This is a genomic window from Microcoleus sp. CAWBG58 (genome assembly GCF_020883045.1).
Classification (GTDB): domain Bacteria; phylum Cyanobacteriota; class Cyanobacteriia; order Cyanobacteriales; family Microcoleaceae; genus Microcoleus.
The window spans coordinates 1-21,904 of sequence record NZ_JAHRFA010000004.1; the positions used below are offsets into that span (position 1 = coordinate 1).

The following is a 21,904-nucleotide window of genomic DNA, read 5'->3' on the forward strand; positions in this document are numbered from 1 at the left end:
AAGGTCTTTATTGCATTGTGCCGTAGAGGGTTTAGTTATTTTTCTCATTGTCAGATACCTAGAAAATAGACGACCTATATTTATGAATTCACTATTTGGTTATTTTGTCAATGCGTAAGTCCTATTACCTATAGCGGTTCTCAAAAAAGTGATGTATGCTCTCTTTGCCCGATGCCCGATGCCCGATGCCCATGAGTACCTCAGATTTCTGAGAAAGGCTATATTTAACTATTAACTGTTTCCTTAAACTTCTTGTACAAATTCTCAAATCCCTCCAATACAGCGGGTTGTGGTGTCGTTCCCAAGCGGTTTTGATAGTAATTACAGAACTCTGCTGCCGGATCGAAATTGTTGGGATCGATATTAGTGCTCTCTGTTGGTTCTAGCAGTGCATCCCGATAGCGCGGTTCAATTAACACTGCTTGAGAACAGATTTGCCGCACGCGATCGGCTAATCCGATTTGCGGGCTATCCAATTCGACAATTACCTTCAAATAACCAGGATGATACTGATGAGCTTCTAAAGTAGCATCAAGATTGTCATTATCACATTGAAGCACTTTTAATGGTTTGTGGCAAGCCACCGGTCTAAATTCTACCTTTGCCTGACTTCCCGGCTCAACTTCGATCGAGTAAAATCCTTTTTCCTGTTCGGCTTCTCCAAAATCTAACTGAATTAAAGAACCGGAATAATAAGCGGGAGAATTCTTAGCAATCCGCTGGTGAATGTGGATGTGTCCGAGGGCTATATACTGAGCTTCTGGCGGCAGAGTTTGCGATGATAGCAGGTATTGTTCTCGCGTGTAATAAGCGACTTCGGATTTAGCCAAACGAGCACCGTCAATGCTCATGTGCCCCATCAGCATATTCACAGTATTGTCGCGAAAATCTGTGGTTAAATTTTGCAGTAAATCTGCTACAATCTCGCGGTAGTCTTGACGGCGGTTGGCGTCGCCGGAGTGCCACAGAGAATTGGCATCTAACAGTCTTTGTTCGGAAGCAAAAGGCATTGCTCCCACGCACAGTTTACCACTTTTTGTATTGAGAGTAATCGTGCCGCCGTCTGCCGATCGCCTGGGTTTACCCAAAGCGCGAACGCCGGCAAGGGATAGCAGTTGGGCGATGCTGTCGATGCGGGATGCTGAATCGTGATTGCCGGCGATCGCAATTGCGGGAATTTCGGCAGCTTGGAGTTGGCAGAAAAATTGATAGGCAATGCGTTCAGCATACGCTGGAGGGTTGGGAACGTCAAAAATGTCGCCGGCGACCAACACGGCATCGACATCGAGCTCCTTGGCTTGTTTCAAAATCTGTTCCAGGGCGATCGCAATTTCAGAAGTGCGATCGATCCCTCGAAAACGTCGTCCCAAATGCCAGTCAGCAGTATGAATTATTCGCATAGTAAGTTCGGTAAACAGTTGACAGTTGACAGTTGACAGTTGACAGTTGACAGTTGACAGTTGACAGTTGACAGTTGACAGTTGACAGTTGACAGTTGACAGTTGACAGTTGACAGTTGACAGTTGACAGAAGGAATAAGACTTAGATAGTAAACTAGAGCGCGAGCCGTATTTTACGCTTAATTAGATGAATTGATTGATAGTGGATTTACCTCTAAGTTTACAATTTAATTTCAGACTAGATGTATTCTATAACTTATAATCAGTCCGACGGACGGTTAACTCGAATCAGCATACCTCTCAAAGTTTCGAGATTAGAAATAGCCTCATCAATTCGCGCCACCAGCCGCTCCCAATTTTGATCGTTTGTGCATACAATAATCCCATTATGGTCAGAACTTAACCTATGCAGTCGAATAAAATCCGGTCTATTTAGTGTCACAACTGCGCGATTCGTGCTAACAGCAAAAGCTAGAACTTCATCATCAGGTATCTTTTGATTAGCCTTCCCTGCTTCTTGAACTGTCAGGACATCATGCCCCAAATTGCGGAGAATTTTTACAACCGGAAATGGGTATTGCTCATCTGCATAAATACGCGCCACAGTTTATGCCTCTTCTTGTTCTAGAATAGCTCGATCGATCTCATCAACGTGTGCCTCAGCATAAGCAAAAGCATTTACCAAATCGGCAGCACTCAGATCGGGATGACCTTCTAAAATATGAGCATCGCTAGCACCTTGACGGCGATAACTTATTAACAGCCAAACAGGAATGCGAGTTTGTCTGATGCAAGCTTCGCCACCCATTACGCCAGGAGTCTTTTGAATTCCCGACCAAAAGTTGGTTAAACTTTGGGCTAAAAATTGTATAGCTTGAGTCTTTTCCTCTGGACTTAATGCCAGGAGTTGCGGTTGTAATTCTTTTAGTGTCATGTTCGTAATTAGTGAGGAAAATCTACGTTTTGTCACCATCAAACTATTCTAGCACTTGGCACCCAGATTTAATTCAACATATTTAACGGTAAATCGTAGGCTGCACCGCCAGCACCAAATCCGAGAACAATGTATAGCCTTTCTCAAAAAGATGAGGTATAACAGACAGCTTGTAAAACCACTAAAATCTTAGGGCTAAAGCCCAACAACGTACCTGATTGTATAGCCTTTCTCAAAAAGATTAGGTATAACAGACAGCTTGTAAAACCACTAAAATCTTAGGGCTAAAGCCCAACAACGTACCTGATTGTATAGCCTTTCTCAAAAAGATGAGGTATAACAGACAGCTTGTAAAACCACTAAAATCTTAGGGCTAAAGCCCAACAACGTACCTCATTTTTCTGATAGCAGCTATAACTCAAAACTTTTATTCCACAGGCTTCACATCGTGAAACAGAGTATAATCAACCACTCGCGAACCATTCGGTTGTCTGTGAATAATATCTACAAAGCGCATATTCCACACAATTTCTGATGCAACAAAAGAATGTCGCGCGTGAATTGTTTGCGAAACTGTTTCGTCAATTCCCGTTAGCGTAATTACAATTTCGGCTTGCTGCTCGATCAAATCTTTGGCGGTAAGTTGGTACAAAGGACTGTTCTCATCAATTGCGTGCATCACCGTCCAAGTTAAGGCAAAGATAGGAGATTGACTCCGGATTAATTGCAAATCGTAAAAACGCCGCATATATTCTCCTTCCGAGGTTACTTCGTCGCGGATCAAAGTAGCTCGCTGTTGCGCTTCTAAAATTTGGTTGAAGCGCTGATTTCCTGCGCGGTACATTAGAGTCGGAACGCCGTTGAAAGGAGCGATTATAGCTACGCGGCTGAAGATAACTCTAGCGCTTGGTCGAGAAAATCTCGAAAAAGCCAATCCCGTTACCATGGCTACTCCCCACAAACCAAAAAACGCTTCGATCGCAACTATAGTATTAGCGTACTCCGTGCGCGGATACATGGCGCCGTAGCCGATTGTCGCCATTGTTTGCACGCTGAAATAAAAAGCATCTTTGAACGAACCAGGCCGTGCATTAGCAATGCAATCTCCTCCCGCCAAGTAAGCTAAGGCAAATAAAGAATTTGTCAGTACATACGACAGACAAATCAGCATGAAAAATTGCGGCCAAGAAAGAGTTAGCAGCCTGTGATATAGATCGGCAAAATGCAGGCGAGGTACTCCCAACTTGACAATGCTTAGGGTGAATTGTCCTTTGCGACTGACTAAACGAGCTTGTGGCGGGCGATTGCGGTGAATTTTCATTGCGATTTGTAACTACGGCTATGTCAAATTGTAACTATTGCTTGGAGCGGGAAAACTTATCCTTTAGACTGATGTCTAATTCCAAAAATTACGATAAAAGCGGAGTTTGAGAAATGCTTGAGCTTAACTGGCATGACAATCTGGTGATCGTTTCTTTTGTCGCTGCTATTGCGGGTCTGCTGTTGCTGAGCGATAATCCCACCTCTGATGGGGCTGACGATTCCCTACGGGATAGCTTCGCCGATCGCACTTTGAGCGAAGAAGTCCTGATCGAGATGAGCTTTACTTACTGGATAGTTTACTGCATCTCTGTTTTCGGGCTGAAACTTCACTTACCAGAGGATAGCTGGTTGTTCCTGAGTTTGAAGCTAACTACCGTTCTTTCTTACCTGTTGACTGCTTCTAGCATCCTCAGCCTGCCGCTGCAACGCATGGCTGTCAGACAAGTTGAAGAGTGAAAAGAACGGGTTTGCAGTCAGGACTTCAGTCCTTCCGGTTGGAGTGAAGAAGGACTAAAGTCCTCACTACAAACCTCTTCAATAGTTTTGCATTAAAGATCGATCGACCTTTTAGCTTGTACTGGAGTCCGGCAGGGGTTTAAACCCCTGCCTCAAAGCTTGCATTCGGTTAAAACCGACTTTCATATCAAATGTCGTGAGTTCGTCCCGCTAAAGCGCACAATCAGGATTTAAAACCCTTAGAGCTTTTCTTTTTATCCTGCGGCTTGGACTTTGACTTGTGAACTTCGCCTAAAGCTTCCTGAAATAAGTTGTGCAGGTGCAGGGGAACGCTGGCAATTTCCGGGAGTTCGGGTTCTAAGGGTTTTTTATACTCTTGCAGCAGGGGCTCTAAATCGCGATCGATCTGAAAGTCTGTGCGCTGCAATACTGTTTGCAAAATTTGTGATAATTTCGCTGGATTAACTTTAGCTAACCGCCGCCAAATCCAGGCATTAATTGCCGGATCTTCTAGATAGCTGCGAAGGAGTTTATCGTAACCGGGAATGGTAGAAAAGTCCTCGGCTGCGAGCATTTCGGTAAACTGGCTGTAGTTAGACAAAAAGGTTTGTCCCCAGCGGGAATGAGAAAGCGCTGTCACCTTTTCGGCTTTTTTGAAGCGATCGGGCAATTCGACTTTCGGCGTTACCATTTTTGAACTCGCATTGCTGTCGATCGCCACCTCAACTGCTTTAGCATCGGCGCCTGCTGCTGCGATGGCGACTGCTTTGATTTCTTCTGGATCGATTCCGGCATCTTCAACGATATCTGCGAGAGATTTACTTCGATCGATGCCAATATCAGCTAAGCGTTTTTTAGTCATTACCTCCTGAAATTCGGCCAACTGTTTGTTGAGGTGATATCCCGATAGCGTCACTTCGTCGCTGCCAAAAAATTCGGTAAAATCGTCGTGATACTGTTCTACTGACTTCCAAGCTTGCTCTAACAGTTCTGGTGCGTCGCTGTACAGGTTATTTTTGTAATTTTGCTTGAAATTGCCGATCGCCACCGCCAACTTCGGCTTGCCCAATTTGCCCATCAGAATCGGAGGCCCCGACAGTATCCACCAGTCATCTGTCAGAGGCGCAATCCGAGCCCGCAAGATTTCTCCTAACTTAAAGCGAGACATTTCTGGCAGGAAATTAGCGCTGTTGGGCTTGACATTGTAGTGCTTCGCCGTCAGCCAGTTCATCAGTTCCAAGCTGTCGGGGGAAATTTTAGTGATTTCAAACAAGCCGGTGAAGCTTTTTTGGCCCCAACTTTTTAGCAAACCGATCTCGATCTCGGTTAAATCCGGCTGAGTTTCGACAAAAAGGTCGATCGGCGTTTTGTTTCCGACTTTACCTTCGACTGTAAAACTGTCAATTACCTGATTTTGTTGGGCAATATCGTAGCGCTCGCCCGTCGAGCGAATTGCGGCAAAAGCTTCTAAAGCTACCGCCAACTCTCCCTCAGCATCCAGCACAAAGTCAATTAAATTTTGCTTGAGTGTCCAAGCTCTTTCCAACATTGCATCCACAAGTTATACCAATTTTGAATGAAAGGATTTAGATTCTTAACAATTATCGGACTTGAAGCAACTGACGCTTTCACGCTCCGGCTGGGATAGAATGGCGCAGATTGCGAAGAATGACCGAAATATGCGATCGATGCCAAAGTCCTGAATTAGTTTAATTTTAAGGCTAATTGTCAAAAAAATGTCAGCCTCAAACTCTTATGTTAATCAGAGTTTGATATTCAAGCCGGAAAACCAGCCTTGGAAAGATTTGGCTTCCTAAAAAAAGCGATTTTAACTCATTTAAAAATACCCCTCTCCGATGTATAGAGTGGGTTCAAAATCCCCAATAACTTTGCTAAAATCGTGTTGAAAATAGTGTCATATCATCTCCGCTCGATTACCATAAAAAAAAGTTCGTAGTGCGGACTTCAGTCCGCAATCCGGATGCGGACTTAAGTCCGCACTACGAGCCTTACTTATTGTGATTAATCGATCGGACAAGGTATCCGATCTCAGTTCGTAGTGCGGACTGAAGTCCGCAATCCGGATTGCGGACTGAAGTCCGCACTACGAGCCTTACTTATTGTGATTAATCGATCGGACAGGATATCCGATCTCAAGCAGTCCCAGACTGAAAAATACTTGCTGGCGCCTTTAGCGGCCGTCTCGATCAATGTCGCCAGGAACAGCCCGTTCAACCCGATCCCAAGCGTCGCGCGTGGCGTGCTTAGCTTTTTCCCATGTCACATTCGACTTACCGCGATTTGTTTCGTAATCGCGCTGCAAATCGCTTTCGATCTCGTTGAAGCTTTTACCTGTACTGCGATAGCGGCTGTAGCCCTCATAACCGGTGCGGTATGCCGGTTGATAGTCCTCGTAAGTTGTGCTGGTGTCCGCGTAAGGACGGGAGCTATGGTTGTTTTGCCAGTAAGCATCTTCTACCGTGGGGTCGATCGACTCTGCGACACCTTTACCCGCCAAACCGCCACCAAACGCGCCTACAACAGCACCTACAACAGCTCCTACAGGCCCGCCAAGTGCACCGCCGATCGCAGCGCCAGCAGCACCAGCACTCGCAGCACCGATACCCGTTCCCACAGGATGAGCGCCCGTTTCCCCGGACAGCGGGTCAAGGTTAGCATCAGGTTGCTTCACCGTTTTCTTATCATCGCTCATGATATTTTTTCCTTTTATCTAACTGTAACTACGATTAAATTTAGCTTTTTAATTCCTATTTCTTCATCTTCCTTAGGGATGAATATGCTAGCTTAAAAAGCAGGCGAAGCGGAAGCATAAAACTATCCCGGACTAAATAGTAAGTGGTTAAACACGCTACTCAAATGACCTAAGGTGCGCGGCGGGAGCGCACCCTAAATAATTACGCTCAAACGAGATCGTGTCTCGGCTCTTACTCGCAATAAAAACGGTTTGTAGTGAGGACTTTAGTCCTTCTTTTTTGCGGACTAAAGTCCTCACTACAAACCAATTTTGTTTGGATTGTTAGATCGGACATAATATGAGTCGCGATCTCTGCTCTTATTTGTCGTTACCCAAGCTGCATATTTACCAACTTGAGTTAGATGACAAATTGTTAATTTATTCCTTGCCCGTGACCTTTTCAATCAGGTCTTCAGCTTTTTGAACAATGTTTTCTTGCGGGTGTTCTTGCTTGTATTCCTTTAAACTTTCATCGTAAACCTTCTCAACCTTGGCAGGATTTTGAGCTGTATTGACGATATCTTTGTAAGCTGCTTGGGGATTGAGATCCTCAAAACTTTCTGCGGGGTCAGTAATTTTAGCCTCCGGCTGCGCCTGACTGCTGTATTGACCTGCGCTAGCAGCCTGACTGGGTACGACGGCCAGACCGGCCAGAACTAGCAAAGCCAGCGTACATACCAGCAAAATGCTTTGACTCAATGTTTGTCCAAGAGCTTTTAAAACCCGCTTCATATCAACGTCTCCTCGTATTTTGTCGCAAAAATTATCGTGTTTGTTGTCCCGATCGGGCGATCGCGCGTCAAGAACCTCGGTTAAAGCGCCATCTTTGTCGCAGCTACCAAAGAGCGATCGAGCGAACAGGGATATTTATCGTGATGTGCAACATACTAAGCTCCTGCTTGTTACCATTACTTCTACCAAAAGATAGATTAGTTAAACAAGCGGAACTCATCTAGTGTGAGGGGCGATCCCCTTCCGCAAAAAACTCTATCTAGCAGTTCTCCCATCAATGGCAAACCCTTACTCTTCTCTCCTCTTCCTACCCTTCGGGAACGGCTTCGCCGAACGCGTGCTTCGCGTCTTCGCGGTTCATCAAAAAAAGCCCATGCACCAAACATCAAAACTTGCATAAATACCCGATAAAACTACAACAAAACCTGCTCTATCTTAAGGTTTCGACTCTGCATAGCTCCTTCAAACAGCTCAGTAGAAAGAGCCTGTTCTACCGACCAAACCCCCGGTTTTGTTAATGTCCCTTCCAACATTAATTGAGCAATGCTGCCAGTACCGATACCCGCTGCTGTGGCAGCATTCGGGTGTAGCGCTGTCGATCGCACTTTTGCGGGTTGACCGTTTTTGATGCCGCTCACTTGCGATCGCACAGCCACGCCCACACCGCTAAAATTATTGCTAACAGCAGTCATCCCGTAGCTAACATAAGACAAAAACTCAATGACAGAATTATTTTTCAGCCAGCTATCCGGCCAGTATTTAGCAACAAACCAAGTCAAGTGATTGTAAAGGTCGGGAGAAGTGCCAAACTTAGTAATAACTGTTTTGACTGGGAAAGTTTCGGGCAAAGTAATGGCTTCCGGCATATCGAACCAGTAAACGCCTGTTTTGCCGTAGGGTGCTGGAAATTCTATCGTTTCGCGATCGGTGTAGGGTTTGATTTGCTGTAGTTTGCCATCAACCAAAACATCAAAAGGAGTTTGCAAACCTAAAAAAGTAGTACGCATGACGGTAACGCCAGCACCGCCGGAACCGCCGACAACATAACTCAAATGAATGTGTTCTGCGCTATCTAATTGCTCCACATCTCGGCGCACCATGCTGTTAGAAACTCCCGGAAAAATACCCGTATTGATAATCGCTGTCACCCCGGCATTTTTAGCAGTTTCCCGGCAGTCTAAAGCTCTGCGAGTAAAACTGCGGCTGTCGCTGACATCGGTATAATTAACCCCTGCTTCGATGCAAGTTTTCAACACCCCGGCGTCTCGGTAGTGAAAAGGCCCGGCACAGTGAACGACAAGGTTAGAGGATGAAACCGCTTGGCGCAAAGCTGCACTGTCTGCTAAATCTAAAGCTAAAAAGCGCGATCGATCCGGCGACAACTCTGGTGGAAGAGAGCCTTCCGGGTTGCGTCCGGTAATAGTAACTTCTGCGTCGGTATAAGTGAGAATATCTTGGGCCACGCTGCTGCCAATTCGTCCGCGCCCGCCGACAATCAAAACTCGGTTTGCCATCGCTCAAAAAAGGGTAACGCCATCTTTTAGTATCTTAACTTTGGATCTATCTTTTCATCCACATCAAGTATGAATTTATGATAATTGGAGATGCTTCTCGATTGGCGATCGCCCATGAGCGCAGATGGGCTGGGGCGATAGGCAAGAAGAATGACTTTTTAATTGATTTGCCCGTTTTTTCCAATATATAAAACGCGCGAGTCGGATTGTCCTGAAATAGCATACTCGTACAAATAACAAACAAAACACAGAGCAACGCAAATATCAAGATGATTCATCTGCGTCGCTCTGCGTTTATCCCCGTTCACCTGCGGTTGCTAAAAACCTTACTTCTAATTAATCCGAAACACCGACTTAGCCGTCGATTTCAGAGAATTAGTCGCATCCGCTAAAATTTGCGCGATCGGCTGCTGCGAGTGCATGAACACGCGAGCAGTATTGCGTCCCGGCATCCCCGAAATCGAGCCTCCTGGGTGCGTGCCGGCACCGGTGAGGAACAAACCGTCGATCGGCGTTTTGTAATTCGCCAACTCGGGTAACGGACGGAAAAATATCATCTGATCCAGCGTCATGTCAACGTGGTAATAATTCCCCTTCAAAGCCCCCAAACGCTCTCCCAATTCTGCCGGACTTTCGACGCGGCGGCCGATAATTGAGTTCTTGATATTGGGTGCGTATTCTGCTAATTTGTCAATGCAGCGATCGGCAACTTTATTCTTCAATTCATCCGTCCAACCCGTACCGTGCTGGCCGGTTCCTTCAGCATTTTCGATCTGGTAAGGAGCAAAAAATTCAATCCAAGCCGTATGGTGTCCGGGAGGAGCCATTGACGGGTCTCGTACCGTCGGAAACACCACATACATCGACGGATCGGAATCGGGGATTTTGCCGATCGCAGGCTCGGTGTGAGCAATTTCCACGTGTTTCACCGAATCAGCAATCAACACAGAACCCATTAAATATTCGTCTTTATGGTTCCAGCGATCGAACTTAGGTACTTCATTGAGAGCTAAATCTATTTTCAGAATTGTCTCATTATTATTGACAATTTTGCGCTCCAATCTTTCCCGCAAATTCGGATCGGCACTGTCAACATCGCTCTCATCCATCAAATGCAGAAACAAACGCTTCGCATCAATATTAGAAATAACGCCTTTAGTAGCTCGATATTCTGTACCGCCTGCAACTCTAACACCGACAGCGCGGCCGTTATCAACTAATATTTTTTCGACGTGCTGGTCGGTAAGTATAACACCTGCATAGCTTTTCACTAAATTAACAAGCGCTTGCACCAATGCACCCGTTCCCCCGCGCGGCCTCGCCATGCCGGGATTGTGACGCATTGCCATCATAATTGCGCCTACAGCAATGGTTTTTTGTGAAGGAGGGGCGCCCAACTCTGCGGCCAATCTTGCTAAAGGTGCTTTCAGAAATTCCTCATCAAACCACTCGTTGAGAATGTCTTCAGCGCTAGTAATCATCGTGCGAATAAAGTCTAGCGTTTTGTCGGGAGAACCGATGACTGAAAATAAGTCTTTTAGTTTGGCAATATCATAATTGCCAGCAATATCTATAATCGACTTTGGTGGTGCGTTAAACATCGGAATCATCGCACTCAAAGCGCGCTGCCAAAAATCTGTATATTCGGCATATTTTTTAGCGTCGCGCTCGTTGTAGCGGGCAATTTCCGCACAAGTTTTTTCTACGGAACCGTGCGCTAAGAAATATTTGCCGTCGGGATGCGGGCAAAACGCAACTGGATCGCAGTAAAGATATTCTAATCCGTATTTTTCGAGTTCTAATTCTTCTACAACCGGCCCTAAATGAATAAATTCGTGGTCGATCGCGCACAAGTTGAATTTAAAATCTGGTAATTCGGGAATCGCAGCTTCGGTAGTCGCGGCGCCACCGGGAACTGAACGTTTTTCTAACAAAAGAACGGTATATCCGGCTTTGAGGAGATAAGACGCACAGACAAGCCCGTTGTGACCTGCTCCTATGATAATCACATCATACGTTTGCATAGATGAAGCTCTGGGATAGGATGTTTTGCTCATTTTACAAATGTTAACAACTTTGCGGGCTCTATCAATAGAAATAGATTCATCTTAAGAGATTAGTTTGAGCATCTTACAAAAGATGGATTTCTTACCTAGTGCTGCTGTGCGATCGCCTTTATTTGTTCTTGAATTTACCGAGCGAGCGCCACGCCAATTTGCCCAGCATCATATCACAGAAATTTTAAATTCTCGGTATTACATAAAAATTTAACAATCCGTAGGATTTCCCAGATAAACTCTTGTTTTGTAAACCAATGAAACAAAGCCGCGATCGCCGCAGTGAGTTTCATAAAGTTCTGTCAAATTCGATATAATTTTCTGAAATTGCGGCCCGGATTTGGGAATGTAAGACGTGCTTGTTGCTCGCCCGATTAACCCAGCTAAATCTACATCTTGCCTGTTAGCAAAATCCCAGTGCTTGACATCAGTAAATTCAGAACTCGCAAGCAAAGGTTCGATCGAGCGATCGCGCTTTTCGGCTGGATGGTTGTTAGAAGCGCTCTTAACAATTTGAGTGTAGCCCTGTGTCAGCGCATCCGAGCGATCGCGCAAATTCCAAACTACAGCCAACCTTCCCGACGGCTTAAGAATTCGCCGAAATTCTGGTAAAGTTAAAACAGGATTGAACCAATGGAAAGACTGGAAACACGCGACTAAGTCGATCGTTCTGTCAGGTAAATTAGTTGCTTCCGAAGTTCCGTCTCTAAACTCTACCAAAGTATGAGGTGCAGCCGCTTGTCTCATCTCGGCATTCGGTTCGATCGCGAATACTCGAACGCCTCTTTCTGCTAGCAACCGCGAAGAAATGCCCGTACCCGCACCAATATCGGCTGCGGTTAGCTGTGAAGGTTCCCCAAATCCTGCTAAAATCGCCTCGATCGCAGCGGCTGGATAACTCGGACGGTATTTGACATAATCCGTAGCGCGATCGGAAAATCGATCGAGTGGATTCATCTCGTAAAGTGGTGGTTGAGAGCGATCGGTCATTAGTTATTAGTTATTGGTTATGAGTTATATCAATTTAATGGGTCGTTGCACAGATCCCGATCCCCCTAAATCCCCCTTAAGAAGGGGGACTTTGATCGGAATCTTGTTCCCCCCTTTTTAAGGGGGGTTAGGGGGGATCGGATTTGGGAGCAGCCTCATAAAAAATTGGTATTATGAGTTATCAGTCATTAGTTATGAATCATCAGTCAGCAGTTAAAGAATTCGATCGCAGTTTCGTAGCTGAGGGAAAGTAGGGGATATGATATTGTTCGATCGTAGCGCGGAACGGGCGATCGGCAAACAATATTAATACTCATCTACAAACTGCTCGTGAACCCACAGAAATTCGCGGCGTCTATTTTGCACCCGAACCAAGCCACCAAAACCAGGATCTTTAGCTTTTAGCAGTGCGTGTAACTCTCGCAAAATCGATCCTTGCGCCACGATTGGTGAGTCACCCTGTTGCCAATCTGGGATATCATTTTCGGCAGACAAATTAGTAGCTAAATCGCTGCCTTTTAAGGTGGACTCGATGCTTTTTTGTCCTAAATCGAGTTCCTCTTCAATGCCTTTGTAGGTGGCTTCGTCTAGCATGAACTTAGCTGCCGAGGCTGCAACTGGTAAGACTAGACTCAGGGTTCCGGTCAAAATTTTGAGATAGGGGGCTGCTTTGGTAAACCATGCGCGCGATACTTCCAATTCATAAACTCCTTTCTGCTTGTCGTGAAGATTTAAGGCGGGAAGCGGTTGACGAGAGTGTTCGCACCAGAGGGTGATTTGCAATTTCGTGCTGAGCCATTTTGGGCGATCGAAAAACTTAGGATCTACGGGCTTGAAACTGAACAGGCGCGGCCCATCTTTTGCTTCATCTGTGAGCATTTGCATCAGTGACGCAAATTCTTCATCGACTTTGCTGAGAATAACCCGCTGTTCCTGAGACAATGACTGATATCGTGCTTGGTTTCGACTATCGAAAATTACTAAATCTTCGCGGATGATTTTTAGCTCGTCTTTGAACATATTTCGGAATTGCTGAATGCCGATTTGTTGGGATCGAGGTTGAGTCGTCGGTGCGTTATTCAGCAGGCGATCGATGTTTTGCCATTCACCACAGCCTGAAATCGGACATGGATACTCATGACGATTCTTCTTTTTGCTTTCAATCAGTTTCTCTACTTCAAATAGCCCGTTGCCCGGGGCATTCATACCGCAAGGCGCAATACAAGGAACCATCACATTACATCGCAATCCTTCCCAGAAATTCTCGACTAGCCATTTAATCTCTGCCGTGAGATAAGACAAAAACCGTTCTGGATAAGCAGCCCGCACGGTGATTTTGACATCAGTATCAATATATTCCAGCAAGGCCCGACCGTTGTAGTCGTCGTCAAGCATCAAACCCCGTTGCCAATGGATGCTTTGTTCGTAATTGCATCGCCCCAGCGAGTATTTGTGCAAGCGCACGATTAACTGGTAAAACAATCCTTCTGCTACTGCAAGTTGTCCTCTGTTATCCACAATACGGCAGATTTGTACTTGTTGTCTGTCTCCGGCTTCCGGTTGCTGTCCCCAATCGGGCAATTCCGGGCGTGTATCGGGTACGAGTTGGGCAATCAAACTGGTATTACTGGGTTTAGTTGGGTCGAGTACCACCCGATAGGATAAATCGAAGCGTTCCATCAGCTTCAGAAAGATGGGATGTAGTTCTTTTGGATAGCCGTGCTCGCCTGGAAACGGGGGATTACTCCATAATTCACTGAGATGCTCAAAGTCTACTAAACCATTGCGGCGGCGGGTCAATTGATCATCGAGTACGAAACTAATTGCCTTGGCCAACCAGTCGGGTTTGAGGATGACAATATTTCGCAGTATTGGATCGTAATGGTAATGGATGATATGCCCCAAGACATGGGAAATGCGAAGGAAAAGTTCTGCTTGTTCTTTATCGATTCCGTGCTGAGTGCAAATGGCAATAACTTCATCGTAGGGGAGATAGGCTTTGTCGTTTGTCTGCAAGATTTCCCGCACTCGCTGCCATTTGGCGGGAACGGAACGTCCCATTTCGGGAAGAGAGGCCGCGACACTAGCGATCGCACTTTTTAATTCTGCCACCCCATTGCACGAGTTTTGATCGTCAGGTTTGCTGTCTATATGGAAGAAGCCAAGCACCGTATCGCTGCCGAATCGATCGCAAATTTCCTGTCTGTCAATGTCCGGTTGTCGCTGTCCGGGGCCGCCGTGGGTGGCGACTACTAGGACTTTGGCATCTGGTTCGCGATGTTTGATCAGGGTAATCCATTCTTTGACAAAGCCTTGCTGGGGGCCTTCCCGTGGCTTCCACACCACCAGATACACGGCTGGTGCACTGAAAAACAACTGGTGCGTGGGTCGATAAACGGGTTGGCCGCCAAAATCCCAACCATTGAGGGATATCTCTGTGTCGGTTTCGGGATGGGTGACAATGACTGGCTTAATTTCAATGCCGTGAGTGGTGGGACGACCTTCTAGCCATTCATCTTCGCGTAATGCGCCTAAGAGACAAGTTTTGCCTACTTCGCCTTCACCAACCAAAATCAGTTTGGCTTCGTTCATGGTGATTTGTCCTTCTGCTTTTGCTCGTAGGTATTGCCAGATGGCTTTAGAGCCTTGTTGATAGGCGGCAATGAAGTCAGGATTGAAGGGGTTGTTTTCGAGGTGAAGCCATATGGATTTGCGGTTAAATATGATCGCCTCTGGTAGTTCCCTCAATTGGTTGTTGGAGAGGTCAAGTATTTGCAACTGGGTGAGGGAGGCGATTGACTCTGGTAGTTCTGTCAGTTGGTTGTTGTTGAGGTTAAGCTCTTCCAACTGGGTGAGGGAGGCGATCGCTTTTGGCAGTTCCGTCAGTTGGTTGTTGCTGAGGTCAAGCGTTCGCAACTGGGTGAGGGAGGCGATCACCTGTGGTAGTTCCGTTAGTTGGTTGTTGTTGAGGTAAAGCTTTTGCAACTTGGTAAGGGAGGCGATCCTCTCTGGCAGTTCCTTTAGTTGGTTGTTGTTGAGGGAAAGCTTTTGCAACTGGGTTAGCGAGGCAATCGCCTCTGGTAGTTCCCTCAGTTGGTTTCTAAAGAGGTAAAGTTCTTGCAACTGGGTGAGAGAGGCGATTGCATCTGGCAGTTTCCTCAGTTGATTAGCGTAGAGGTCAAGCCTTTGCAACTTGGTAAGGTGGGCGATCGACTCTGGCAGTTCCCTCAGTTTCAGATTGCTAAGATCGAGTGTTTTTGCTCCCTCTTGCTGTGCCTGTTCAATCCACTGCCGTGCTTTCCGCTCGCCCTCATTTTCTAACATTAGCAATTCCTTATTTTGATTTTTGTATATAAGTTCGATCGCCTTTTAAGATGCTCCGGGCGATCGCCAGACATGATTTGATTTTGAATATTCCTTAATCTCACTACAAAATAACACGAATATTTTCCGCATCCTCACGAGATGTTACCAAGAAACCCGGTTTATGAGGCCCGGCGCGATCGCCCCCAAATCCAAGAAACCGGGTTTCTGCGACAATTTTCGCATCCCCACCAGATTTTGGAGAGAAACCCGGTTTCTGAGGCCCTGCGCGATCGCCCCCAAATCCAAGAAACCGGGTTTCTGCGACAATTTTCGCATCCCCACCAGATTTTGGAGAGAAACCCGGTTTCTGAGGCCCTGCGCGATCGCCCCCAAATCCAAGAAACCGGGTTTCTGCGACAATTTTCGCATCCCCACCAGATTTTGGAGAGAAACCCGGTTTCTGAGGCCCTGCGCGATCGGAGTTTCTGAGGCCCACGCGCCGAGTCCAAGAAACCGGGTTTCTACGAGAATTTCCGCCTCCTCATGAGATTTTACGAAGAAACCCGGTTTCTGAGGCCATGTGCGTATCCAAGAAACCGGGTTTCTCTGAGAATTTTCGTATCTTCCTGAGATTTTCTGAAGAAACCCGGTTTCTGAGTCCCCCGGTTTCTGACTCCGATTAGCCACTCACCTACTCTCTGATATGCCACGTCGCCAAGTTATCTTGCAAGCGGGTAATTACTATCATGTTTATAACCGAAGTAATAACCGTCAGTTGATATTTTTTGAGCGAGAAAACTATATTTATTTTTTACGCCAATTAAGAACCCATAAATGCGGCAGCAACTACGCTTTCTATTCTGGTAAAAGGGCGGTTTCGCTTGCAATTTTCTTCGCAAGAAATCTTGCTGTCTCGCGAAGGAGATTATGCTCTCTGGCTGCCGGGAGTGCCTCATTATTGGTCGGCAGAGGAGGATTCGGTTATCGTGACTGTGCGGTGGCCTTCGGTGTCGGGAGATAGTTCTGCGATTAAGAATTAACTTGAACTTCGGGAACTAAAACGCGACCATTATAACCCGCCCGCTGGTGGCGATCGATCGCCTCTGATGCAATAACATCGGCTTTCCCACTCTTAACCAGTGCCACACAAGCACCACCAAAACCTCCCCCCGTCAGCCTCGCGCCGAAAACTCCGGGGATTGACTGCAAGATTGCCGCCAAGGCATCTACTGCAACCACCGAAACTTCGTAGTCGTCGCGCAAACTCGCATGGGAAGCATTCATTAAATCGCCGAAACGTTCGGCTGGTAAAGATTTTACTGCTTGCAGCACGCGGTTGTTTTCGGTGACGACGTGGCGCGATCGCCTTTTTAGGGGTTCCGGCAATACTTCCACTGCTTTGGGATCGGTGATATCCCTAAGGGCTTTAACTCCCAATATCCGGGCGGATTCTTCGCACTCAGCACGCCGCTGGTTGTAGCCGCTTCCGGCTGCTAGCTTGTGGCTTTCACCGCTGTCAATGACTAAAATTTCTGTGCCTGTGGGAAAAGGTAGCGCGCGGTATTCGAGGCTGCGGGTGTCGAGAAATAGCATGGTTTTGGTGTCTGCTAAACTCGACGCCATTTGATCCATGATGCCACAGTTCACCCCGGCATACCGGATTTCGGTTAGCTGTCCGATTTGAGCCAGCCGCACGTCGTCTAGGGGGAGGTTCAGCAGCGCGCGGATTGCTCTGAGGGTGGCTATTTCTAAAGCGGCGCTGCTGGACAAACCGGCGCCGATCGGCACATCGGAGGTAATGTAGAGATTTATTGGTGGTATTTTGTACCCTTCTTTTTCTAAAAGTCGGATGCAGCCGCAGATATAACTGACGAATTTTTGCGGTATCGTATCGTCGTCTGAAAAATTTATGAGTTCGTCATATTCGGCTGAATAAAAATGGTGTCGGGTATCGCTGCTGAAGCCAATTTGTACTGTTGTGCGCTGCCCGATCGCAGTCGGAAGTACAAATCCGTCGTTGTAGTCTGTGTGTTCGCCCAGCATATTTACTCTTCCGGGCGCGCTGGCTTGGGTTTGGGGTAATGTACCAAATACTCGTTGGAATTTCATTTTTGAAGAATTGGTAATTGGTAATTGGTAATTGGTTATTTGTTACTGGTTATTTGTTATTTGGAAAAACAGCTATAGCGGTTCTCAGAAAGATTAGGTAAGTTGTTGGGAAGAGAACCCTATACGTCTGGGTGGTTGTGTAAGCTGTCAGTCATACCTCATCTTTTTGAGAAAGGCTATATCCGTGTATCCGTGACTTCCGTGTTGTGAATCAAGGTTGTGAATCAAGGGAATTCGGAATAAATAAACTTATTTTTTATTGTTGATTTTTTTATAGTGCCTAAGTTTTTTGCTAAATTCAACCCCTGTTTACAAAAATAAACATAACTTTAGCTTGGGAAAAAATATGGGTTGTGATAGAATGGCAGGCTAAGATTTCTCCAAGAATTCAAAAAATGCGATCGACCAGACCCCGGAAACAGTTTGCTCAACATTGGCTCAAAAGCGAGAAAGCCTTAGATAAGATTGTCAAAGCGGCAAGTTTGTCGGGCGATCGCGTCCTGGAAATCGGGCCGGGTACTGGGATTCTGACTCGACCTTTGCTTGCTGCGGCTGAGTCTGTTGTTGCGGTGGAGATCGATCGAGATTTGTGCCTAAAACTTGCCAAGCAACTAGGCAAAAACGACAACTTTTTACTGCTACAAGGCGATTTTCTGGAAATGGATTTAGAGGCTGAACTAATCGCCTTTCCCAAATTCCAAGCTCCCAATAAAGTTGTTGCCAACATTCCCTACAATATCACTGGCCCAATCCTGCAAAAACTGCTGGGAACGATATCTGTGCCTGTTGCGAAACCCTTCGATGCGATCGTCCTGTTGGTGCAGAAAGAAGTAGCCCAAAGGCTTTACGCTAAACCTGGTTCGACAGCTTTTGGCGCTTTGTCGGTGCGGGTGCAGTATTTAGCAGAATGCGAGTTAATTTGCGATGTGCCGTCTAGAGACTTTTATCCGCCGCCAAAAGTCGATTCCGCGGTGGTGCGGCTGCTGCCCCGAGCGATCGAAACGCCAGCAGTTAATCCGCGTTATTTAGAGACTTTAGTCAAGTTGGGATTTGGCAGCAAGCGCAAGATGCTGCGTAATAATTTAAAAGGATCTGTGGATTTAGATAAACTCGTTCAATTGTTAGAAAAGTTACAGATAAATCCTCAATCTCGCGCTGAAGATTTAAGCGTGGCGCAATGGGTAAATTTGAGCAATAATTTGTTTTCCGATGACTATAAGGAATGAAATCCCAAGCTTTTTTATCTGGAAATAATCTGGGTTGCATCTGCGGTTCGCCTATCAATCAAAGATTTATGCAAAAAGTCTACTGATGACTGATGATTAATAACGTTCGCGAGTTCTTGTTTACTCGCAAAACATGACTGATGACTTTCGCGTTGGGAAATAAAGTAAACCAGTGTAATCGGGATCGAGAAATAGGCGATCGCAATTATTGAATCTGAGGCTGCGTGCAGCCAGACTAACTTGGTCTGCCATCGATAACAGCGCCCGTGGGGAATAAATGACCCCGAACTAAAAAAAGTTTTCCACATTTCCTGCATAATATTTCCTTTGAGTTGTGAGAAAATGTAGTCTGACTGGTGTCAATTAATTTCTTCAACCAGGGGTTTCTTTCACCCGCGGCTTAATCACCTATGCGTTCATATTCTCTGCTAGCTTCAGCAAAAATCAATCTGTATTTGGAGATAATAGGCGATCGCCCCGACGGATATCACGAATTGGCGATGGTGCTTCAAAGCATAGATTTGGCCGATCGAATTGACTTGCGCGCGATCGGAACGGACACGATCCGCGTGCGCTGCGATCACCCTCAAGTCCCCCCTGACAAGAATAATCTGGCTTATCGGGCGGCGGATTTGTTGGCGCAGCAATTTCCAGATGCTTTGGCGAAATACGGCGGAGTCGAGATTGCCATTCACAAGCAGATTCCGGTGGCCGCGGGGCTCGCCGGCGGTTCGGCAAATGCTGCGGCAGTTTTAGTCGGGATGGACTTGCTGTGGCAATTGGGACTCACTCAATCGGAGTTGCAAGAGTTGGGGGGAACTCTGGGTTCTGATGTGCCTTTTTGCATTGGAGGAGGTACGGCTCTGGCAACAGGTCGCGGGGATAAACTCTCTCCCCTGCCCGATCTGGGTGGTTTTTGTGTGGTGCTGGCGAAGTTTCGCAATCTCAGTATTTCTACTGCATGGTCGTATCAAACTTATCGCAAACAGTTCAGTAGTTCCTATTGTGCACCAGAAGATTTGGAATGTCGCCGCCAAAGGCTGCATTCAGGGCCGATGGTGGGGGCGATCGCGCAAAAAGATCGATCGAAAATTGGTCAATTGCTGCACAACGATTTAGAAAAAGTTGCTTTACCCGTGTACCCGCAGGTGTTGCAATTGCGGGAGGCTTTTGAGTCGGCGGGGGTTTTGGGTGCGATGATGTCTGGTTCCGGGCCGACGGTGTTTGCACTCTGTGAGTCTCCAGAGCAAGCTCAGCAAGTTCTGGAACGGGTGAAAAGTGCGATCGCCTCTCCTGATTTGGATTTTTGGGTAGCAAAGTTTAGCAATACTGGGATTCGGATTTTTTCGGAAGGAAATGACACGAAACCGCCGATTGTGAGGGTGTAACTAGCTGTCGGGTGCGATCGCGATCGTCGGTTAAATGTCAGTGGGGGCGATCCTCTCCGAGGGCTGCGCTAACGGCAAAAATGAATCTAACTTTGCGCGGAGTCTATTAAGATCGCAGAACTGATAAAATGACATGAAACACCGATTTTAGTTTTGGTAAATCAACCAGAAATCTAAAATCTAAAATCTAAAATCTAAAATCGCCATGGCTGATTTAACTAATCCAAATTCTACTTCTGAACCTCTAAGTTCGGCGCGGGATATAACGCCTGTATCTCCCAAGCAGCCGACTGTTTTGCGGTGCGTGATTGGTTCGCTGATCGCGAGCGTATTCGCTTTTGGTTTGTATTCGCTAACTATGTCGATCGCTCTCAATTTTGCTAGCAAGCCGCTGCATTCCGCCAATATTACTGTGCTGAAAATTAGTGTGGCGGTGCGAACTTTAGTAGTGGGAATGGTGGCTTTAGGTACGGGCGTTTTTGGGCTGGCGGCCGTCGGTTTAATGCTGCTGGGTTTGCAAATAGGGATTCAAAAGCTGGTGAAGAAACCCGCAGCTTGAAACTATCAGCCCACAGAAAATCTCGCCTGCAAGCTGAATACTTAATAGTAAGATCGAAGCAATGAAAGTATTTACGATCGGACACTCCAATCACAGTATTGAAGCGTTTATTTTGTTATTGGAACAACACGGAATTACAGCGGTTGCGGACGTGCGATCGCATCCTTTCAGCCGCTATTTACCTCATTTTAATAAATCAGAAATTACAGATTCTCTGTCTGCTGCGGGCATTCAATATGTTTTTTTGGGGCAAGAATTGGGTGCGAGGCCGGAAGACTTAAGCTGTTACGATACTAGCGGTAAAGCTTTGTACGATCGCATAGCAGCGACTACTCTATTTGCCTCAGGAATTCAACGCTTGCTCAAAGGCGCCACTAATTATAAAATTAGTTTAATGTGTGCGGAAAAAGACCCGATTACTTGTCACCGCACTATTTTAGTTTGCCACAAACTCAAGGAATTTAATTTGCAAATAAATCATATTCTGTCCGATGGGAGTTTGGAATCGCACCAGGATGTAGAAGCAAGACTTTTGAGCAAGTTTAACAAAGGTAAAAACAAAGGTAAAAACAACAATCAGCCAATTCAGTTAAGCTTGTTTGAATTAGAACCTCAAGTTAAAGATGAAATAGTTGATTTAGAAACAGCTTATTATCGTTACGGATTGGAAATCGCGTATGTCACCAAAGAAAGCAATTAATTTATTTACAATTGGTTTTACTCAAAAAAGCGCCGAGCAATTTTTTGATACTTTGATAAAAGCCGGAGTCCGCAGGGTGATAGATACGCGGCTGAATAATGTGTCGCAGCTAGCTGGTTTTGCTAAGCGGAAAGATTTAGAGTATTTTTTGCGGACAATTGGTAATATTGAGTATGTGCATATTCTGGATTTAGCGCCGACTCAAGATATTCTGGATGATTATAAAAAGAAAAAGGGAGATTGGGATGTTTATGAACAGCAGTTTTTGCAGTTGATTCGCGATCGACAAATTGAGCAAACAATTTCGCCGGATATTCTAGACTGCGGGTGTCTGCTTTGTAGCGAACCACAGCCTCACAACTGTCACCGCCGTTTAGTTGCTGAATATCTCAACGATAAGTGGCAAAATGTCAAAATTAGTCATCTTTGAATTGCATAGCTGGCGGGGAGTGCAC

21 protein-coding genes are annotated in these 21,904 nt (G+C 46.1%); 8 read left to right on the top strand and 13 right to left on the bottom strand.

Annotation, left to right across the window (positions count from 1 at the left end; all coding sequences use genetic code 11):
* Window positions 1-224 precede the first annotated feature (224 nt).
* The 4 genes from QZ918_RS02085 to QZ918_RS02100 form a co-directional block, all read right to left on the bottom strand.
* Entirely contained in the window at window positions 225-1,400 is a 1,176-nt protein-coding gene (locus QZ918_RS02085) for a metallophosphoesterase family protein (protein ID WP_293330474.1), read from the bottom strand.
* A 262-nt stretch (window positions 1,401-1,662) separates the two neighbouring features.
* Window positions 1,663-2,004, bottom strand: coding sequence for a DUF5615 family PIN-like protein (locus QZ918_RS02090; RefSeq protein WP_293330477.1), 342 nt, complete (start codon window positions 2,002-2,004; stop codon window positions 1,663-1,665).
* 3 nt (window positions 2,005-2,007) lie between these two features.
* The gene (locus tag QZ918_RS02095) at window positions 2,008-2,334 is read right to left on the bottom strand and encodes a DUF433 domain-containing protein (RefSeq protein ID WP_293330480.1); all 327 of its coding nucleotides are present in this window, start codon (window positions 2,332-2,334) and stop codon (window positions 2,008-2,010) included.
* Between the two features lie 427 nt (window positions 2,335-2,761).
* Window positions 2,762-3,655, bottom strand: a complete 894-nt coding sequence (locus QZ918_RS02100; RefSeq protein WP_293330483.1) for an ion channel — start codon at window positions 3,653-3,655, stop codon at window positions 2,762-2,764.
* A gap of 113 nt (window positions 3,656-3,768) precedes the next feature.
* Here QZ918_RS02100 and QZ918_RS02105 point away from each other — a divergent pair, with 113 nt between their 5' ends.
* Window positions 3,769-4,113, top strand: coding sequence for a hypothetical protein (locus tag QZ918_RS02105; RefSeq protein ID WP_293330486.1), 345 nt, complete (start codon window positions 3,769-3,771; stop codon window positions 4,111-4,113).
* A gap of 223 nt (window positions 4,114-4,336) precedes the next feature.
* Here the strand turns inward: QZ918_RS02105 and QZ918_RS02110 are convergent, their stop codons facing one another.
* From QZ918_RS02110 to QZ918_RS02140, 7 genes are all read right to left on the bottom strand, one after another.
* Window positions 4,337-5,662 carry a hypothetical protein gene (locus QZ918_RS02110; protein WP_367275184.1) on the bottom strand — a complete coding sequence of 442 codons (1,326 nt, stop codon included), beginning with the start codon at window positions 5,660-5,662 and terminating at the stop codon, window positions 4,337-4,339.
* A 642-nt stretch (window positions 5,663-6,304) separates the two neighbouring features.
* On the bottom strand, window positions 6,305-6,826 hold the full coding sequence (locus tag QZ918_RS02115; protein WP_293330492.1) for a hypothetical protein: 522 nt from the start codon (window positions 6,824-6,826) through the stop codon (window positions 6,305-6,307).
* A 420-nt stretch (window positions 6,827-7,246) separates the two neighbouring features.
* Window positions 7,247-7,600, bottom strand: coding sequence for a hypothetical protein (locus QZ918_RS02120; protein ID WP_293330495.1), 354 nt, complete (start codon window positions 7,598-7,600; stop codon window positions 7,247-7,249).
* A gap of 413 nt (window positions 7,601-8,013) precedes the next feature.
* The gene (locus QZ918_RS02125; protein WP_293330498.1) at window positions 8,014-9,114 is read right to left on the bottom strand and encodes a saccharopine dehydrogenase family protein; all 1,101 of its coding nucleotides are present in this window, start codon (window positions 9,112-9,114) and stop codon (window positions 8,014-8,016) included.
* Window positions 9,115-9,446: 332 nt separating this feature from the next.
* Entirely contained in the window at window positions 9,447-11,138 is a 1,692-nt protein-coding gene (crtO, locus tag QZ918_RS02130; protein WP_293330501.1) for a beta-carotene ketolase CrtO, read from the bottom strand.
* Between the two features lie 243 nt (window positions 11,139-11,381).
* Complete coding sequence (locus QZ918_RS02135) at window positions 11,382-12,161, bottom strand: class I SAM-dependent methyltransferase (protein ID WP_293330504.1); 780 nt, start codon at window positions 12,159-12,161, stop codon at window positions 11,382-11,384.
* Between the two features lie 306 nt (window positions 12,162-12,467).
* Entirely contained in the window at window positions 12,468-15,485 is a 3,018-nt protein-coding gene (locus QZ918_RS02140) for a COR domain-containing protein (RefSeq protein WP_293330507.1), read from the bottom strand.
* A 141-nt stretch (window positions 15,486-15,626) separates the two neighbouring features.
* Here QZ918_RS02140 and QZ918_RS02145 point away from each other — a divergent pair, with 141 nt between their 5' ends.
* The gene (locus tag QZ918_RS02145) at window positions 15,627-15,956 is read left to right on the top strand and encodes a hypothetical protein (RefSeq protein WP_293330510.1); all 330 of its coding nucleotides are present in this window, start codon (window positions 15,627-15,629) and stop codon (window positions 15,954-15,956) included.
* A gap of 392 nt (window positions 15,957-16,348) precedes the next feature.
* The gene (locus QZ918_RS02150) at window positions 16,349-16,507 is read left to right on the top strand and encodes a hypothetical protein (RefSeq protein WP_293330512.1); all 159 of its coding nucleotides are present in this window, start codon (window positions 16,349-16,351) and stop codon (window positions 16,505-16,507) included.
* Here the strand turns inward: QZ918_RS02150 and galK are convergent.
* Window positions 16,497-17,576 carry a galactokinase gene (gene galK / locus QZ918_RS02155; protein ID WP_293330514.1) on the bottom strand — a complete coding sequence of 360 codons (1,080 nt, stop codon included), beginning with the start codon at window positions 17,574-17,576 and terminating at the stop codon, window positions 16,497-16,499. The two genes, QZ918_RS02150 and galK, sit on opposite strands and share 11 nt — an antisense overlap.
* A gap of 395 nt (window positions 17,577-17,971) precedes the next feature.
* Between galK and rsmA the strand changes: the two genes are divergently transcribed.
* Window positions 17,972-18,802: a 16S rRNA (adenine(1518)-N(6)/adenine(1519)-N(6))-dimethyltransferase RsmA gene (gene rsmA / locus QZ918_RS02160; RefSeq protein WP_293330516.1), complete on the top strand. Its 831-nt coding sequence runs from the start codon at window positions 17,972-17,974 to the stop codon at window positions 18,800-18,802.
* A gap of 14 nt (window positions 18,803-18,816) precedes the next feature.
* Here the strand turns inward: rsmA and QZ918_RS33220 are convergent, their stop codons facing one another.
* The gene (locus tag QZ918_RS33220; RefSeq protein ID WP_527250378.1) at window positions 18,817-19,119 is read right to left on the bottom strand and encodes a hypothetical protein; all 303 of its coding nucleotides are present in this window, start codon (window positions 19,117-19,119) and stop codon (window positions 18,817-18,819) included.
* 93 nt (window positions 19,120-19,212) lie between these two features.
* Between QZ918_RS33220 and ispE the strand changes: the two genes are divergently transcribed.
* From ispE to QZ918_RS02180, 4 genes are all read left to right on the top strand, one after another.
* Window positions 19,213-20,190, top strand: coding sequence for a 4-(cytidine 5'-diphospho)-2-C-methyl-D-erythritol kinase (gene ispE, locus QZ918_RS02165; RefSeq protein WP_293147908.1), 978 nt, complete (start codon window positions 19,213-19,215; stop codon window positions 20,188-20,190).
* Window positions 20,191-20,395: 205 nt separating this feature from the next.
* Entirely contained in the window at window positions 20,396-20,749 is a 354-nt protein-coding gene (locus QZ918_RS02170) for a DUF3082 domain-containing protein (protein WP_293147910.1), read from the top strand.
* A 61-nt stretch (window positions 20,750-20,810) separates the two neighbouring features.
* A complete protein-coding gene (locus QZ918_RS02175; RefSeq protein ID WP_293330518.1) occupies window positions 20,811-21,449 on the top strand; it encodes a DUF488 domain-containing protein in 639 nt (212 codons plus the stop codon).
* The gene (locus tag QZ918_RS02180) at window positions 21,427-21,879 is read left to right on the top strand and encodes a DUF488 domain-containing protein (RefSeq protein ID WP_293330521.1); all 453 of its coding nucleotides are present in this window, start codon (window positions 21,427-21,429) and stop codon (window positions 21,877-21,879) included. Before QZ918_RS02175 ends, QZ918_RS02180 begins: the two co-directional genes overlap by 23 nt.
* The last annotated feature ends 25 nt before the right edge of the window (window positions 21,880-21,904 follow it).